Source organism: Nocardia sp. NPDC059236, assembly GCF_042754085.1.
In the GTDB taxonomy this organism is placed as follows: domain Bacteria; phylum Actinomycetota; class Actinomycetes; order Mycobacteriales; family Mycobacteriaceae; genus Nocardia.
In genome coordinates, this window is the sequence record NZ_JBHZAF010000049.1 from 1 (window position 1) to 14,693 (window position 14,693).

13 protein-coding genes are annotated in these 14,693 nt (G+C 64.2%); 6 read left to right on the plus strand and 7 right to left on the minus strand.

Features of this window, described 5'->3' with window-relative positions; genetic code table 11:
• The coding region (locus tag ACFXIV_RS47410) for a hypothetical protein (protein ID WP_379421504.1) at nucleotides 1-370 on the plus strand (370 nt) is incomplete at its 5' end.
• 21 nt (nucleotides 371-391) lie between these two features.
• Here ACFXIV_RS47410 and ACFXIV_RS47415 read toward each other — a convergent pair.
• The 4 genes from ACFXIV_RS47415 to ACFXIV_RS47430 all read right to left on the minus strand — a co-directional run bounded on the left by ACFXIV_RS47415 (nucleotide 392) and on the right by ACFXIV_RS47430 (nucleotide 6,533).
• Entirely contained in the window at nucleotides 392-2,557 is a 2,166-nt protein-coding gene (locus tag ACFXIV_RS47415) for a 3-hydroxyacyl-CoA dehydrogenase NAD-binding domain-containing protein (RefSeq protein WP_379421505.1), read from the minus strand.
• A gap of 32 nt (nucleotides 2,558-2,589) precedes the next feature.
• Complete coding sequence (locus tag ACFXIV_RS47420; protein WP_379405145.1) at nucleotides 2,590-3,801, minus strand: acetyl-CoA C-acetyltransferase; 1,212 nt, start codon at nucleotides 3,799-3,801, stop codon at nucleotides 2,590-2,592.
• A 206-nt stretch (nucleotides 3,802-4,007) separates the two neighbouring features.
• On the minus strand, nucleotides 4,008-5,561 hold the full coding sequence (locus tag ACFXIV_RS47425; RefSeq protein ID WP_379405149.1) for a long-chain-fatty-acid--CoA ligase: 1,554 nt from the start codon (nucleotides 5,559-5,561) through the stop codon (nucleotides 4,008-4,010).
• A 93-nt stretch (nucleotides 5,562-5,654) separates the two neighbouring features.
• Nucleotides 5,655-6,533, minus strand: a complete 879-nt coding sequence (locus ACFXIV_RS47430) for an alpha/beta fold hydrolase (protein WP_379421506.1) — start codon at nucleotides 6,531-6,533, stop codon at nucleotides 5,655-5,657.
• Between the two features lie 306 nt (nucleotides 6,534-6,839).
• On the opposite strand from ACFXIV_RS47430, the gene ACFXIV_RS47435 reads away from it, so the two are divergent.
• On the plus strand, nucleotides 6,840-7,490 hold the full coding sequence (locus ACFXIV_RS47435; RefSeq protein WP_379405140.1) for a TetR/AcrR family transcriptional regulator: 651 nt from the start codon (nucleotides 6,840-6,842) through the stop codon (nucleotides 7,488-7,490).
• A 99-nt stretch (nucleotides 7,491-7,589) separates the two neighbouring features.
• Here the strand turns inward: ACFXIV_RS47435 and ACFXIV_RS47440 are convergent, their stop codons facing one another.
• The gene (locus ACFXIV_RS47440) at nucleotides 7,590-9,107 is read right to left on the minus strand and encodes a flavin-containing monooxygenase (RefSeq protein ID WP_379405138.1); all 1,518 of its coding nucleotides are present in this window, start codon (nucleotides 9,105-9,107) and stop codon (nucleotides 7,590-7,592) included.
• Between the two features lie 322 nt (nucleotides 9,108-9,429).
• On the opposite strand from ACFXIV_RS47440, the gene ACFXIV_RS47445 reads away from it, so the two are divergent.
• The 3 genes from ACFXIV_RS47445 to ACFXIV_RS47455 all read left to right on the plus strand — a co-directional run bounded on the left by ACFXIV_RS47445 (nucleotide 9,430) and on the right by ACFXIV_RS47455 (nucleotide 12,298).
• On the plus strand, nucleotides 9,430-10,572 hold the full coding sequence (locus ACFXIV_RS47445) for an acyl-CoA dehydrogenase family protein (protein WP_379405136.1): 1,143 nt from the start codon (nucleotides 9,430-9,432) through the stop codon (nucleotides 10,570-10,572).
• 48 nt (nucleotides 10,573-10,620) lie between these two features.
• Nucleotides 10,621-11,460 (plus strand): SDR family NAD(P)-dependent oxidoreductase, encoded by an 840-nt coding sequence (locus ACFXIV_RS47450; RefSeq protein WP_379405134.1) that lies wholly within the window; start codon nucleotides 10,621-10,623, stop codon nucleotides 11,458-11,460.
• A gap of 157 nt (nucleotides 11,461-11,617) precedes the next feature.
• Nucleotides 11,618-12,298 carry a TetR/AcrR family transcriptional regulator gene (locus ACFXIV_RS47455; RefSeq protein WP_379405131.1) on the plus strand — a complete coding sequence of 227 codons (681 nt, stop codon included), beginning with the start codon at nucleotides 11,618-11,620 and terminating at the stop codon, nucleotides 12,296-12,298.
• A 3-nt stretch (nucleotides 12,299-12,301) separates the two neighbouring features.
• Here ACFXIV_RS47455 and ACFXIV_RS47460 read toward each other — a convergent pair whose 3' ends face one another.
• A complete protein-coding gene (locus ACFXIV_RS47460; RefSeq protein ID WP_379405129.1) occupies nucleotides 12,302-12,883 on the minus strand; it encodes a TetR/AcrR family transcriptional regulator in 582 nt (193 codons plus the stop codon).
• Between the two features lie 970 nt (nucleotides 12,884-13,853).
• Between ACFXIV_RS47460 and ACFXIV_RS47465 the strand changes: the two genes are divergently transcribed.
• On the plus strand, nucleotides 13,854-14,129 hold the full coding sequence (locus ACFXIV_RS47465) for a hypothetical protein (RefSeq protein ID WP_379405128.1): 276 nt from the start codon (nucleotides 13,854-13,856) through the stop codon (nucleotides 14,127-14,129).
• 381 nt (nucleotides 14,130-14,510) lie between these two features.
• Here ACFXIV_RS47465 and ACFXIV_RS47470 read toward each other — a convergent pair.
• The coding region (locus ACFXIV_RS47470; protein ID WP_379394958.1) for an NAD(P)(+) transhydrogenase (Re/Si-specific) subunit beta at nucleotides 14,511-14,693 on the minus strand (183 nt) is incomplete at its 5' end.

Below are 14,693 nucleotides of genomic sequence, written 5' to 3' on the forward strand. Positions count from 1 at the left end.
GGTGCAGCTCGGGGTGCGGCTGCTGGACGTCCCCATCTCGCAGGAGGCGATCCTCGCGGCGCGCGAGGTGATGATGGAGCACACCCGCTCGGCGGCCCGTGAGCTGAGCCGGCTGTTCAAGAGCGAGGTGTGGGACCCCTACCGGGAGGTGGAGTCGGACCCGGAGCGGCTGGAGCGGATGAAGTCGCTCTCCGCCCATATGCAGCCGATGGTGCTCCAGGCCCTGCTGACGGCCTTCCAGCGCTCGCTGAAGGAGGAGCTGCGGGCCGTCTTCCCGCTGGACCCCGCGCCCGGCAAGGGGCACGGGGAACTGCGCGAGCGACCACGAACGACCCGCAGCCCGCGAACGACAGCCAGGGGCACCCCCTGACCGGAAGAGGTCCGCGGCCCCTCAGTCGCTGAAGGTCTCACCAAGGGCGGCTTTCTCCGCAAGGAGCGAAGGCACCGCGAACCGCTCCCCGTAGCGCTCCTCCAACTGGCGGGCGCGGGCCACGAACCCGGGCAGCCCGCCCTCGTACCCGTTGATGTACTGGACAACACCGCCGGTCCAGGCGGGGTAACCGATGCCGAGGATCGAGCCGATATTGGCGTCGGCAGTCGAGCGGAGCACACCCTCGTCGAAACACTTCACCGTTTCGAGCGCTTCGGCGAAGAGCATGCGCTCCTTGATGTCCTCGAACGGAATCTCGTAACCAGGCTTGCGGAAGTGCTCGTACAGGCCCTGCCACAGTCCGGCACGTTTGCCGTCCGTGTACTCGTAGAAGCCGGCACCGGCGGAGCGACCGCCGCGGCCGAATTCATCGATCAGTCGGTCCACGACGACTTCCGAGCCGCTCGTGGGCCATTCTTCGCCGGCGGCGAGCACGGCGGCCTTGGTCTCCTCGCGCGCCTTACGGGCCAAGGTGAGGGTGAGCTCGTCCTGGAGCTGTAAGGGCGGCGCCGGATATCCGGCCTGCGCACCGGCCTGCTCGATCGATGCCGGTTCCACACCCTCGCCGACCATGGCGATCGCCTCCGCGACGAACTGCATGATCACTCGGCTGGTGAAGAACCCGCGGCGGTCGTTGACCACGATCGGGGTCTTCCCGATCGCCTGGGCGAGGTCGATCGTCTTGGCCAGGGTGGCGTCGCTGGTCTTCTCGCCCACGATGACTTCCAGCAGGGCCATCTTGTCGACCGGCGAGAAGAAGTGCATGCCGATGAAATCCTCGGGCCGCGTGACGCTTTCGGCCAGCCCGGTGATCGGCAGCGTCGAGGTGTTCGAGCCCAGGAGCGCGTCACCCGCGACCACCGGCTCGATCTCACGGAAGACCTTGTCCTTGATCGACGGGTCCTCGAAGACCGCCTCGATCACCAGATCCGCACCGGCCGCGTCGCCGTACACGCCGGTCGGGTGGATCCGGGCCAACAGTTCGTCACCCTTCTCCCGGGTGATCTGCCCACGGGAGACCGACTTCTCGACGAGCTTGACCGAGTAGTCCTTGCCGCGGTTCGCGGCTTCGACGCTCATGTCCTTGAGCACCACCTCGATGCCCGCCTTGGCGCAGACGTAGGCGATGCCGGCGCCCATCATGCCCGCACCGAGAACCGCGACCTTGGAGAAGGACTGCTTCGGGTAGCCCTCCGGCCGCGATCCACCGGACTTGATGTGCTGAATGTCGAAGAAGAACGCCTGAATCATGTTCTTCGCGACCTGGCCGGTGGCCAGCTCGGTGAGGTAGCGCGACTCGATCGTCGAGGCGACGTCGAATCCGACCTGGCTGCCCTCGACCGCGGCCGCCGTAATGGCGCGCGGCGCGGGCAGATTCGCCCCCTTGATCTGCTTGCGCAGGCCAGCGGTCACCAACGGCAGAGTCGCGGCGAAGCTCGCGTTCGCGGGAGTTCCACCGGGTATCTTGTATCCCTTGACGTCCCAGGGCTGCACCGGAGCCGGGTTGTCCAGGATCCACTTGCGAGCGGAGGCGAGGAGCTCCTCCGGGCTGTCGACGACCTCGTCTATCAGTCCCACTTCCAGCGCCTTGGCAGGGCTCAGTCGCGGACCCTGCAGCAGGACGCTGGTCAGTGCCTTGTGCACGCCCAGCATCCGCACGGTGCGCACGATGCCACCGCCGCCGGGCAGCAGGCCCAGGCCCACCTCGGGCAGGCCGATCTGAATGCGGCTGTCCGACAGCGCGATTCGGTGATGGGTAGCCAGGGCAATCTCGAGTCCGCCACCGAGCGCGGCGCCGTTGATCGCGGCGACGACCGGCTTGCCGAAGGTCTCCAGCCGACGCAGCTGGGCCTTGATCGCTTCGGTGTTGGCGAAGAACTCGGCGGCGTTCTCCTTGCTCGTCGCGATCAGGTCGTTCAGATCGCCGCCGGCGAAGAAGGTCTTCTTCGCCGAGGTCAGGATCACGCCGGTGATCGAGTCCTTCTCCGCCTCGAGGCGCTCGAGGACAGCGCTCATCGACGCCACGTGGCGGTCATTCATGGTGTTGGCGGACTGGGCCGGGTCGTCCATGGTCAGCACGACGATGCCGTCGGCTCCGGACTCCCAGCGAATCGTGTTGTCGCTCATGGTGTGGTCGGTCTTCCTTTTCCTGCTGAGAGTCACACTCGTTCGATGAGGGTCGCGATGCCCATGCCGCCGCCGATGCACAGCGTGATCACGGCGCGGCGCAGCTCACGCCGTTCGAGCTCGTCCACCATCGTTCCGAGGATCATCGCGCCGGTCGCGCCGAGCGGGTGGCCCATGGCGATGGCACCGCCGTTGACGTTGAGCTTCTCGTCCGGGATGCCCAAGTCCTTCTGGTACTTCAGGGCGACGGCCGCGAAAGCCTCGTTGATTTCGAACAGGTCGATGTCGTCGACAGTCAATCCGGTGTTCGCCAGCAGCTTTCGCGTCGCCGGGGTGGGGCCGGTAAGCATGATCGTGTTGTCCGCGCCGGAGGTGGCGGCGGATACGACTCGCGCCCGCGGAACGAGCCCGAAGTCCTTGCCCGCCTTTTCACTTCCGAGCAGCACCAGCGCCGCGCCATCGACGATGCCGGACGAGTTGCCGCCGTGGTGGACGTGGTTGATCTTCTCGACCCAGTGGTACTTCTGCAGTGCGACGGCGTCGAAGCCCATGTCGCCCATGGCCGCAAACGACGGGCGCAGTCGGCTGAGGTCCTCGACGGTGGTCCCCGGTCGCATGTGCTCGTCACGGTCGAGGACCGTCACACCGTTCTGGTCCAGCACCGGGATGACCGAGTTTCCGAAGTAGCCGTTGGCCCATGCATTGGCCGCCAGGTCCTGTGAACGCACCGCATACGCATCGACCGTCTCGCGGGAGAAGCCCTCCATGGTGGCGATGAGATCGGCGCCGATGCCCTGGGCCACGAAGTAGGTGTCGTAGGCGATGGCCGGGTCGTTCATCATGGCTCCGCCGTCGGAGCCCATGGCCACCCGCGACATCGACTCCACGCCGCCGCCGATCACCAGCTGCTCGAAGCCGGACCGCACCTTCTGGGCGGCGACATTGACGGCTTCCAGACCCGATCCGCAGAAACGGTTGAGCTGGAATCCGGACACCGTCTCAGGCAGTCCGGCGACCACCGCCGCGGTACGCGCGATACATCCGCCCTGGTCACCGAGCGGGCTGACGACACCCAGCACGATGTCCTCGATCCCCGCAGGGTCGAGGCCGGGGTGCCGCTTGCGCAGTTCGTCGATCAGGCCGACCAACAGCGAAACCGGCTTGATTCCGTGCAGCGAACCGCTTTCCTTGCCACGGCCGCGTGGCGTGCGGATGGCGTCGTAAATGAATGCCTCGGCAGTCACACAAACATTCCTTTCTGTCGCAGAGTCAGTAACGACCCCACAGTCTCCACTTCACTATCTACAACTACTGACAATAAGTCAATAATGACCACCGACAGCTCCCCCGCCTCGGTTGATAGCTTCAGTGGATCAAATATTCAGGTTGGGGCGACGGGTAGTGAACACCCAGTCGCCGGACGCAAGCAGTTCGCGAAACCGGCTGCGGCTCAGTGGATTTCCAAGTGCTTGCGAAGGTCTGTCTTCAGAATCTTGCCGCTGGCATTGCGTGGCAACGCCTCGAGGACCGTCAGGCGCCGCGGGCACTTGTACACCGCCAGCCGCTCGCGGCACCACTGCTCCACTTCGGCAGCCGTCGGGGGATTGTCCGGGTCACCTGCCACCACCACGGCCAGCGGTACCTCGCCCCACTTCTCGTCCGGCACACCGATTACCGCTACATCGGCGACCTTCGGGTGGTCGGCGATCGTGTTCTCGACCTCGGCGCAGTAGATGTTCTCGCCACCGGAGATAATCATGTCCTTGAGCCGGTCGACCACATAGAAATAGCCGTCCTCGTCCTGCCGGACGAGGTCGCCGGAGTGGAACCAGCCGCCATGGAACGCCGCTTCGGTCGCGGCCGGATTGCTCCAGTATTGGCGCATCACTGTGGGCCCGCGGTACACGATCTCGCCCACTTCACCAACCGGGACATCGTTCATCTCCGCGTCGACGACGCGGGCCTCCACGTTCAGCATCGGTGTGCCCACCGACCCGATCTTCCGCAGCGCATCCTCGCCCATCAGAACCGTTGTCACCGGGCTGGTTTCCGTCATGCCGAACATGCTGTAGAACATGGTGCCCGGGAACGCGTCCATCATCTTGTGGAGCAGCGCCGGCGTCGCGGGCGCGGCACCCCAGGCGGCAGCCCGCAGAGCCGAGAGGTCATGCTCACCGATATCGGTTCTGTCGCAGATCAGCTGCCATTGCGCCGGTACGAAGTTGCACACGTTGATCCGTTCGCGTGCCAGCAGTTCAATCGTGTCCCCAGCGCTGAATGCACTCATCCGCGAGATCACCGTTTTGTCGCCGCGAAACAGCGGCGGCAGGATGCCGGCCACACCAGCGATATGGAACAGCGGGGTCGCGGCGAGCCAGACCTCGCAGTCGCGTGGGTACGAAAGATGGACGAGCAGGCTCATGGTGTGGATCAACAGGTTGTAGTGCGTGAGTACCGCACCCTTCGGCCGCCCGGTAGTACCCGAGGTGTACATGATCAAGGCGGGAGTCTGCTCGTCCACCTCGATGCGCACCTCGGCCGCGGACGAAGTGTCGAGGACGTGATCGTAACTTTCCCAACCAGTTTCGGATTGCCCACTGCCACCGATGACAATGCGATGCCGCAGGGCGGGCACCTGTTCCCGCGCCTTGTCCACGACAGGTGCGAGCACATCGTCGACGACGATCACCGAGACACCGCTGTCATTGAGGATGTACGCCATCTCGTCGGCGACCAAACGGAAATTCACTGGAACCGTGATTGCGCCGACTCGGGCGGACGCCAGGTACGCCTCGACGGTCTCGATATTGTTGAGTGTGAGCACCGCAATCCGGTCGCCCGGCCGAACGCCGCGCTCCAATAGCGCGTTGGCAAGGCGGTTGACGCGATCATCGAGCGCCGCGTACGTGCGGTCCGTACCTTCGAATCGGTAGGCGACGCGGTCCGGGATCTTCCTGGCATGCCGGGCAACTACATCGCTGATCGTGATTCGCTGCTGAGCCATGAGTGACATGGGTTTTCGTTTCTCCTCACCGTCTGACGCGGCCGTTCGAGAACTATTTGGAATTGAGTGGTCGGCGGCGCCCGAGCGAGCTGCTCAGTCGACCCACTCCTCGAGGGCAGCCCGCACAATGTGTTCCGGTGCTTCCCAATTGAGCATGTGCCCCCCATCAGCGAGGTAGTCGATTCGCGCATCCTGTGCGCGCGCCACGATCAACTCGGCATGCCATGACGGGGTGGTTCGATCCGCCGTGCCGGTCAGGACGTACAGCGGCACGTCGATGTCAGGCAAGACATCCTGGACCGATTCCTTGCGGAGCATGGTGACCGCCGGTCCCAGGGCGGAAGGAATCGCGGCCATCGACAGACGGGACGCTTCGACGACTGCGGGAGACGCCCCGGGACCGAGGCTCTGTGCAGCCAGGATGGAGCCGATCCTCCGGCCGCTCGCCAGACGCTGGGCGAGACCCCACTGAATCAGCGGGCCCTGCACGAGCGCACTCGGCGCACCCTTGGAGGAGTTTCCGGTTATGGGACTCACCAGCACGGCCCGGCTGATTCGCTTACGAAACGCTGGGTCCGTGAGCAGCCCGAGGGCCACGAAGTTTCCCATCGAATGACAGACAAGGGTCGCGTCTCGCAGATCGTGGTAGTCGGCAACTGCTCGCAGATCGCCCCGGAACTGGCTCGCGCCTATTCCATCAGTTCCGCAGGTGGAGCGCCCGTGGCCGCGCTGGTCGTACGCGACAACACGGCGGCCGCTACCGACCAACGCCGGTTGAACCAGCGAATAGCTCTCGGCCGGAACACCGAATCCATGCACCAGCAGCACATCAGCGCCAGCTCCGGCGTCCACTACCCGCAACTTCGTGCCGTCGGGTCGGGCGATCATGCCTTCGGTTCCAGGCAACTGGCGGAGGAGGTCCGGGACCAGAGGCCCTGCGATCTTCGTTGAGCGGTCAGGGTTCCGGTTCATACGTGTGCTCCCTTCGAACAACCGCCTTCGACAACGAAGGCCGGCGCCAGCAGCATAACTGACAATTGGTCAGTATCTGAAGAGTTTCGAGACCGGCAAATGGTCGCCATCAACTTCAGAATTGAGCGAATCGCTGCAGTTCAACGGGTCGAACCGAGCTTCGATCCGCGCCGCCGACCACCCATACGAAACGCCCGGCCCTTCCCCGCCGCCGCCGTACATTGCCCCCGTCCAGCCGTATAAGTGCGACAATGCCGCTACTGCCTTTCTGCCAGTAGACGCTGCCTTCCGGGTAACATCGGAGGCGTGCCCCCGACCAGTGCCACCGACTCATCCAAGTCTCGTCGCGTCCGTATGGATGGCGAGGAACGCCGCCGCCAGATCATCGAGATTGCGCAACGCCTGTTTTCCCAGCGGCCCTACTCGGAGGTGTCGACCGCCGAAATCGCGGACGCGGTCGGGATCGGACGACCCAACTTGCACTACCACTTCCGCACCAAGCGAGACCTGTATGTGGAGGTGGTCCGCAACTTCGCGCGGCTGCCACCGCCCCCGCGCGTACACAAGCGTCGTGGCACGCTCGAAGACAAGATCCGCCACACGCTCGATGGATGGCTGGATGTGGTGTGGGAAAACCGTGGCACATTCATGACCATCTTCGAGGCCGGACCGATCAACAATGATCGGGAAATCGAGGACATCCTCGAGGACGGGCGTGAGGCATGGGCCGCCCGTATGGCGGAACTGCTCGAATTGCCCGGCGGCGCAACGCGACCCGCCCGCGCCATCATCCGCAGCTTTCAGTCCATGGCCGAGACGGCGGTGGACGAATGGCTCCGGCGCGACCGACTCACGCGGGACGACGTGCTGCTTCTACTCACCAAGGCACTTCTCGCCTTGGCTCAGGACGTCGCGCCGAGTGTGCTGAACCCTGCGAGCACCGGCCGAGCGAAATAGTCATTTCCACTGATATTTCCTTGCGCCACGCACATCGATGAGCAGCCGCGCGTGCCCGTTCCCCTCGGAGCGGGCACTCCGGCGGTCCCCGATAGCCGCCTACCGCGTGGCGCCCACCGACAGTTCAGCGCCCGAACGCTCGGATGCGTAGGTGACCGTGTAGTTCTCCACGTCGAACTGACGCAGGCTCTTCACCTGGTTCCGCATGGATCCCGGCCAGGCCGCGGTGTTGATGCCGTCGTCGTTGACGTAGAAACTCGTGCAACCACCGGCGTTCCACACCGATCCAGCCAATTGGGCGTCCTTGAAACGGTTCCACTCGTCCTCGGCCTCCTGGCGCACCTCGACGGTCTCGATCCCTCGTTCCCGCATCGTCGCGATCGCCGACGCGATGTAGCGCGCCTGCGCTTCGGTGGTGAGCGGCACCGAAGCGGAACCAGTGTTCGCGCCGGCGACCATGAAGGCGTTGGGGCACCCGGCCATTGTCGTGCCGCGGTAGGTGCGTGGCGTGCCCGCGAACTTCTCGGCGAGAATGCGGCCGTCTCGGCCGCGCACCCGCTCCAGCACCTGCTGACCGAATTTGAAGCCGGTGGCGAAGATAATCGTGTCCGCCTTGAACTCGCGCCCATCGGAGGTGACGACCGAATTCTCGTGGATCTCAGCCATCCCCGAGTCGACGAAGTCGACATTCTCGGCAGCTACTGCGGGATAAAACTCGCTGGACAACAGCATTCGCTTGCACCCGACCTGATAGTCCGGAGTCAGTTTGGCCCGCAACTCGGGATCAGCGACCTGTTTGCGAAGGTGCCAGCGCGCGACCCGCTCGAGCAGAAAGGCGTACTGGGGCTTCATCGTTGTCACAACGAGCACCTCCGACATGCCCAGCAGGGCGGCTCGCAGGACTCGCTGCCTGAACAGCGCCAAGCGGCTACTGACCTTGGCGTGGACGACATCGGGCTTGGGCACGATCCATGCGGGAGTGCGCTGCAAGAGTACGAGTCGTTCGACCTTCGGCTGGATCTGCGGAACGATCTGGATAGCGGAGGCACCGGTGCCCACCACTGCGATGCGCCTGCCGGTCGGGTCGAAGTCGACAGGCCAATCCGTCGAGTGGAACATTTCGCCGGTGAACCGCTCCGCGCCGGGAATGGTTGGGACAGTCTTGGTTTCGAACACGCCAGTCGCCAAGATCAGAAAGCGGGCGTGGAAAGTGCCGTTCGTGGTCGTGCACACCCACCGCCGCATGACATCGTCCCAAGCTGCGTCGACCAGTTCGGTATTGAGTCGAACATGCTTGACGATGTCGTGGTCGGCCGCCACCTGCTGGAGGTAGTCACGGATCTCATTGCCGCGTGCGAAGAGACGACTCCAGTTCGCAGGTTGCATCCCATAGCTGTAAGCAGGCGACGGCACGTCGCACGCGACGCCCGGGTAGCGATTCTGGTGCCACACTCCGCCGAGTTCGCTGCCCCGGTCCAGGATAACGATCTTGTCCAAGCCCTGCTGCTTCAGCGCGATCGCTGTGCGGATGCCGGACAAGCCTCCACCGACGACTACTGCTTGCACCTCGTCGACCGGAGCTCCCGCCCCTTGCTCCGACCCGGCATTCGCATTCATATCCGTACGCCTCCTTGCGCAGATCCGACGGTTGTTCTCAGTCGGATCCGATGTCTAGCGAGATCTGCCTCACACAAGGTACTGACATGATGACAGTAATGCAAATGGAGCTCTCCGCTCCACCTATACGCCCCCTCACCCGTGAGATAATCGCAGCTAGATACCCATGGACTCTCGCCAATCCGCCTCACCAGGCACGACAGGACGGGGCTACACGAGTCGAAACCGAAGGAAAAATCCCACCAATAGCCAGTTGGAACCAGTTGTTCTACTGACATCGTGACAGTATGATCCGAGCAGGTCCTAACCAATGGAGGTTTCGTTGTCCGTGATCCTGACGGAGGAGCAGCGCGCTTTCGCCACCGCGCTCCGGGAGTTCTGTGAGCGAGAGGCCGGCACCCGGGAGCAACTGACCGCACTGTCCGACGAGCGTCTCCGTGGTCACAACCGCGATCTCTACGAGAAGCTCGCGAAGCTCGGTTACGTCGGTGTCAGCGTCCCGGAGGCATATGGCGGTGGTGGCGGCGGTGCCGTGGAACTCTGCCTGATGATCGAGGAAGTCAACCGGGGGCTGCTTCCCGTCGCCGGACTCGGCGTCAGCATGATCGTTTCCGGCCCCTACGACCGATTCGGCACGGAAGCCCAGAAGCAGGAAATCCTCGGCGGAATCTGCGCGGGACGAGTGGAAGCCATCGCGATGAGCGAGCCCGAGGCCGGGTCCGACGTCGCAAACCTGTCCACTCGCGCCGTCCTCATCGATGACCACTACGTCATCAACGGCCAGAAGATGTGGACCACCGCAGCACACGTCGCGGACCACCTGCTCGTCGTGTGCCGCACCGACCCCAAGAGCGACAAGCACGAGGGCCTGAGCATGATCAGCGTCCCGACGGACACTCCGGGACTGACGATCCGCGGCATCGAAACCATGGGTGGGAGCGAGGTGAACGAGGTCTTCTTTACCGATGTCACCGTCCCCGCCGATCGGCTGCTGGGCACGCCCGGTAATGGCTGGCGGCAGTTGATGGCCGGCCTCAACCACGAACGCCTGCTCTGCGCGGCCCAGGGCGTAGGCCGCGCCCAGCGCGCATTCGACGACGTGCTCGCATATGTGAAGCAGCGCAAGCAGTTCGGCCAGACGATCGGCAGTTTCCAGGCGGTCCGCCACCGGCTCGCCGATCTGGCCACCGCGATCGAAACCACCCGCCACTTCGTTTACGGCATCGCCCGCCTGGTTGATGAGAACCCTGGCAAGACCTACCCGCGGGAAGCGTCGATGGCGAAGCTGCAGGCCGCCGAGCTCGCCAAGCGCACCACCCTGGAAGCCATGCAGATGATGGGTGGCGCGGGCTACGCGGTCGAGTTCGGCATGGAAAGCCAGTTCCGCCAGGCGATGGCCATCACGATCGGCGGCGGCGTCGCCGAAGTCCAGCGCGACATCATCGCCAAAACCTACGGGCTGTGAGGGGTTTCAGCAATGCAAAAGGCTGACCAGCCTCTGCTCGGTGGTGCCGTGGTCACCGGCGCCGGCAGTGGCCTCGGCAGGGCGATCGCGCTGCGGCTGCTGGAGGAAGGCTACGGCGTTGTAGTGGCGGACGTGAACGTCGAATCGGGTTACGGGACCATGCGTCTCGCCGAGGAGGCCGGATACGCGGACGTCATCCATTTCGAGCAGACCGATGTGATCGACGAAGCCGATCTCGAGCGCGCGATCCAAGCCGCTGTGTCGCGGTTCGGCCGACTTGCGGTGATGGTGAACAACGCTGGGATCGCTGGCGCGTTCGGTCCGCTCACCGAGATAACAGCCCAGGACTGGGACTTCACTCACGCGGTGCTGTTGCGGGCGGTCTTCCTCGGCACCAAGCACGCCGCCCGTGCGTTCCTTGCCCAGGGCGAGCCAGGAGTCGTTGTCAATATCGCGTCCGCCGCCGGTTACACCGCAGGCTTGGCGACCCATGCGTATTCTGCGGCCAAGTCGGCGGTTATCGCCCTAACCCGGACCACTGCTCTCGAGCTTGCCCCGCACCGTATCCGAGTGGTGGCGATCAGTCCCGGGGTCATTCCGACGCCGATCTCCGGCCGTGTGGACGACCAGTTCGAGGCGGCTCTCGACAATGCTCAGCCCTGGCCCGAGCACGGAACAGCCGAGCAGGTCTCCGGTGTCGTGGCCTTTGCCGTCGGTAGGGATGCGGAGTTCATCACCGGTGCGTCGATCGTCGTCGATGGCGGTCTGCTGACTCACGGGCCAGGCCCGGAACTCCTTACCTCCCTTGGACTTCAGACGCCACGAGTGGCCGGCATCAGGTACGCCTCCTCGGACAAAGGCGCAACCACCGAGATCCGCGGGCGCTGAGGCCCGCACAACAGACCCGCGCCACTAAGTCTCTCGCGTGGCGCGCCGTGCCGTCATCGCGCGCCAACCGTCATCAGCGCGATGGCGGCACACCCATCTTCGGACCCTTGCCCCTGCTCTCAGCCCCGCATGATCACTGGAGGCCGAAATCAGCGAATTGCCGACGAAAACCGTTCCACCCGAGGCACACGCGAGGAAGCCGCGAGCAGACGCCGCACGCAATCGCCGCCGAATCCTGGACGCTGCCGACAGGCTCCTCGCGCGGCACGGTGGCGGTGTGACCCTCGACGATGTCGCCGACGAGGCGGGGGTCGGGGTCGGCACAGCGTATCGACATTTCGGCAACAAGCACGATCTGATCGCCGAAGTACTATCCGGGTATCTCGACCAGATCAGGGAGATCATTCGCCAGTCGGACCGAGACCCGGATCCGTGGCGTGGCTTGGTACGGATGCTCGAGAGGACCTGTGAGCTAATTGCCGGAAACCGCGCCTTCGTCGGAGCCATGACCGGATCGGGGAAGGACTCAACGGTTTTCGATCAGTACGAGGCGAGTATCAACTTCGCACTCGACAATCTGCTCGTACGAGCCCGCAGCATCGGTGCACTGCGGACAGAGATCACCAGCGCCGACATCTGGGGCACCATCTCGATGGTGAACAGCATCGCGGGGTTCACTCATCAAGTGGCCCCGAACAATTGGCGTCGACACTTGGCGCTCATCCTCAATGGAATTCGCAGCGATTCGACGCCCGCACTTCCCATTCCGAAGCCATCGTTGACTACCGAGCAGATCAGGCAGGCACGGGCCGCGCCAGCGCAGGAACGGCGGCGGTAGGAGTCAGACCTGCAGCAGTCTGTCGAGCTCAGCCAACCGGCGCTCGACCTGACGCAGGTAGCTGTCGAACTCGGTTTCGCCACGTGCCACGGCCGAGGCGAAGGCCGCCAGTGCGGTACCCATGATCGCAGCCGCCAGTGTCAGCACCGCCGGATCATCGATCCGCTGACCGAGTCGGCGCGCGATTCCTTCCTCTAATGACTCGGTGGTTCGGCGAAAGGTATCGAAGAACGCGTTCTGCAGGCCCGGCGTCCGAACGATCAACGTGAATCGCGCGCAGATGCCTTCGGATCGGGATTCGTACAGGTCGACCACGACGGCCCGAGCAGCTTCAATCACGCGAAGCTCAGCCGGGGCTTCGGCAACCGCGTCGGGAATCGAGTGATCGACCAGGCCGTCCAGGACTATCTGCTCCTTGCTCGCGAAATACCGGGATACGGTGCGGCTCGAGACGTTGGCCGCTTCGCCGATCTGATCGATGGTCGTCTCCGCGAATCCCTGCGCAAAGAACAGACGCAGCGCATTCTGCTCGATCAAGGCGCGGGTAGACAGCTTCTTCCGCTCGCGGAGCCCATACTTCCTCACCGGCACCTCCTTGTGTGAGACGGGCCGCGCGATTGCGGGATCGATTTCTAAATGCCGCATCCAGCCGGAGCGAAACCGAATCTGCCGCCACCGCAGGGGGTAACCGCGGTGGCGGCAGGCGCGCCACTATGTGGGTAGGCAAGGGTCGTCGTCGACCCCGTGGCGCGAGCTTCGGGGGGGTGTGCCGTCACCGCGCTGGCGGCTGAAATTCAGATCGTGATGACGACACACCGCACGCCACGGTTGCAGGCCGTGGCGCGAGCTCGTTGACACTCCGTGCGACGACTTCTCGTGCACGGCAAGAGCTCTGTGACGGGGCCAGCCGGGCATCCGTCGCCAACGATCTTCCCCGACAGTCGAGCCGGAAGGTTGTCGCAAGTTGGAACACCCTCGAAAAGCCCTCGTGTTCATCCTGTTCCGAAGGTCGCCAGCCCCAACTCAATTGCAGGTCCCGAGAAGCCAGCTACCCCAGACCGTGTCTGCCGGTCCCAATACGCTACGGGCACGGCGGCCAGGAAAGGATGCGGTGATTCGCCGTCGGAACCCGGCCGGTGCAGTCAGTTTGGAGCCTGCCGATGCGTCCGCATCCGGCCGACCGCGAGGTTAGGGGTTGCCCCCGCCCTGGAGGTCCGGGCGCTCGAACACCGATTCAAGGGTATCCCCGCGGATGTACCGGACCAATACGCGCCCAGCTGCCTGTGACAGAGCAGCCTTCAATTCCAAGCCCCACCGCTCCCAGAAGCCTCTTGCCGCCCACAGTCCCTGCCCGTTGAGCGATCACCTACTGGCCATTCTCTTAAAGCCAGGTCCAACGCCTTACCGCCAAATTATCCAGTGCCGAACAACTTCGCGTAATGCCGGGACTTCGCGGTCACCGCAGCAACGTACATCGTCAGCGACCACTACCTGCGCGTGCGTGACTTGTTCGCTGGGTACGACCCCAGCATCGGCTTGATGAAGATCGTGGCAGATGCGCAGCATCGCGTCGATGGATCGCTCCTCCGATCGCCGACATCTTGTGGGAGCGCAACGAGACACACTGTTGCGCGACCAGACGGCGGCCATGCACATGCGTAACGTCATCGTGCAAGTGTGGAATCAGGCTCAGGCTCGCGGGGCGAGGCTCAGGATCTCCTCGATCACACAACCCGGAATCAGCAGCGCCACAACCGAACCCGGCCAGAACAAGACAACCGCCGACGACTCCGAAGCCGAGGGCTCAGCCAACGAGATCGATTTGGATTAGGGACCAGCACGGTCATCGCGGGAGCGGTGAGGTCAGCGAGTCGGACGTGACCGTGGCGACGCCGATGGTGGCCCAATAGGTGCAACTGCGTCTGTGATGACTCGGTGCTCGTAGTGGGTCCGGCCAGTTTCGATTCCTCTACTCATCGAGGGCACGGTCCTCACCCCATATATCGGGTGGCGTCTTGGAGAGTGCCGTCACCACGGGGAACTTCGGGCAAGGCCGCGGTGACGGCACCTCGCGCCACTGCGACGGAATGTGACGCGAGCTTTCACAAGGGTGTGCCGTCACCGCGCGCGAAGTGGAGGTCGGCAGCGCGGTGACGACACGACGCGCCACCGGAACGGGGGTTGGGTAATGGTGGCGCGGGCTTCCGGATATTCAGAGCGCCTTGAGTTCCTCGGTGACCGCACCGACGGATTTCTTGGCGTCGCCGAAGAGCATGGAGGTGTGGTCGGCGTAGAACAGGGGGTTGTCGATGCCGGCGAAGCCGGAGTTCATCGACCGCTTGAGCACGATCACGCTCTTGGCCTGGTCGACGTTGAGCACCGGCATGCCGTAGAT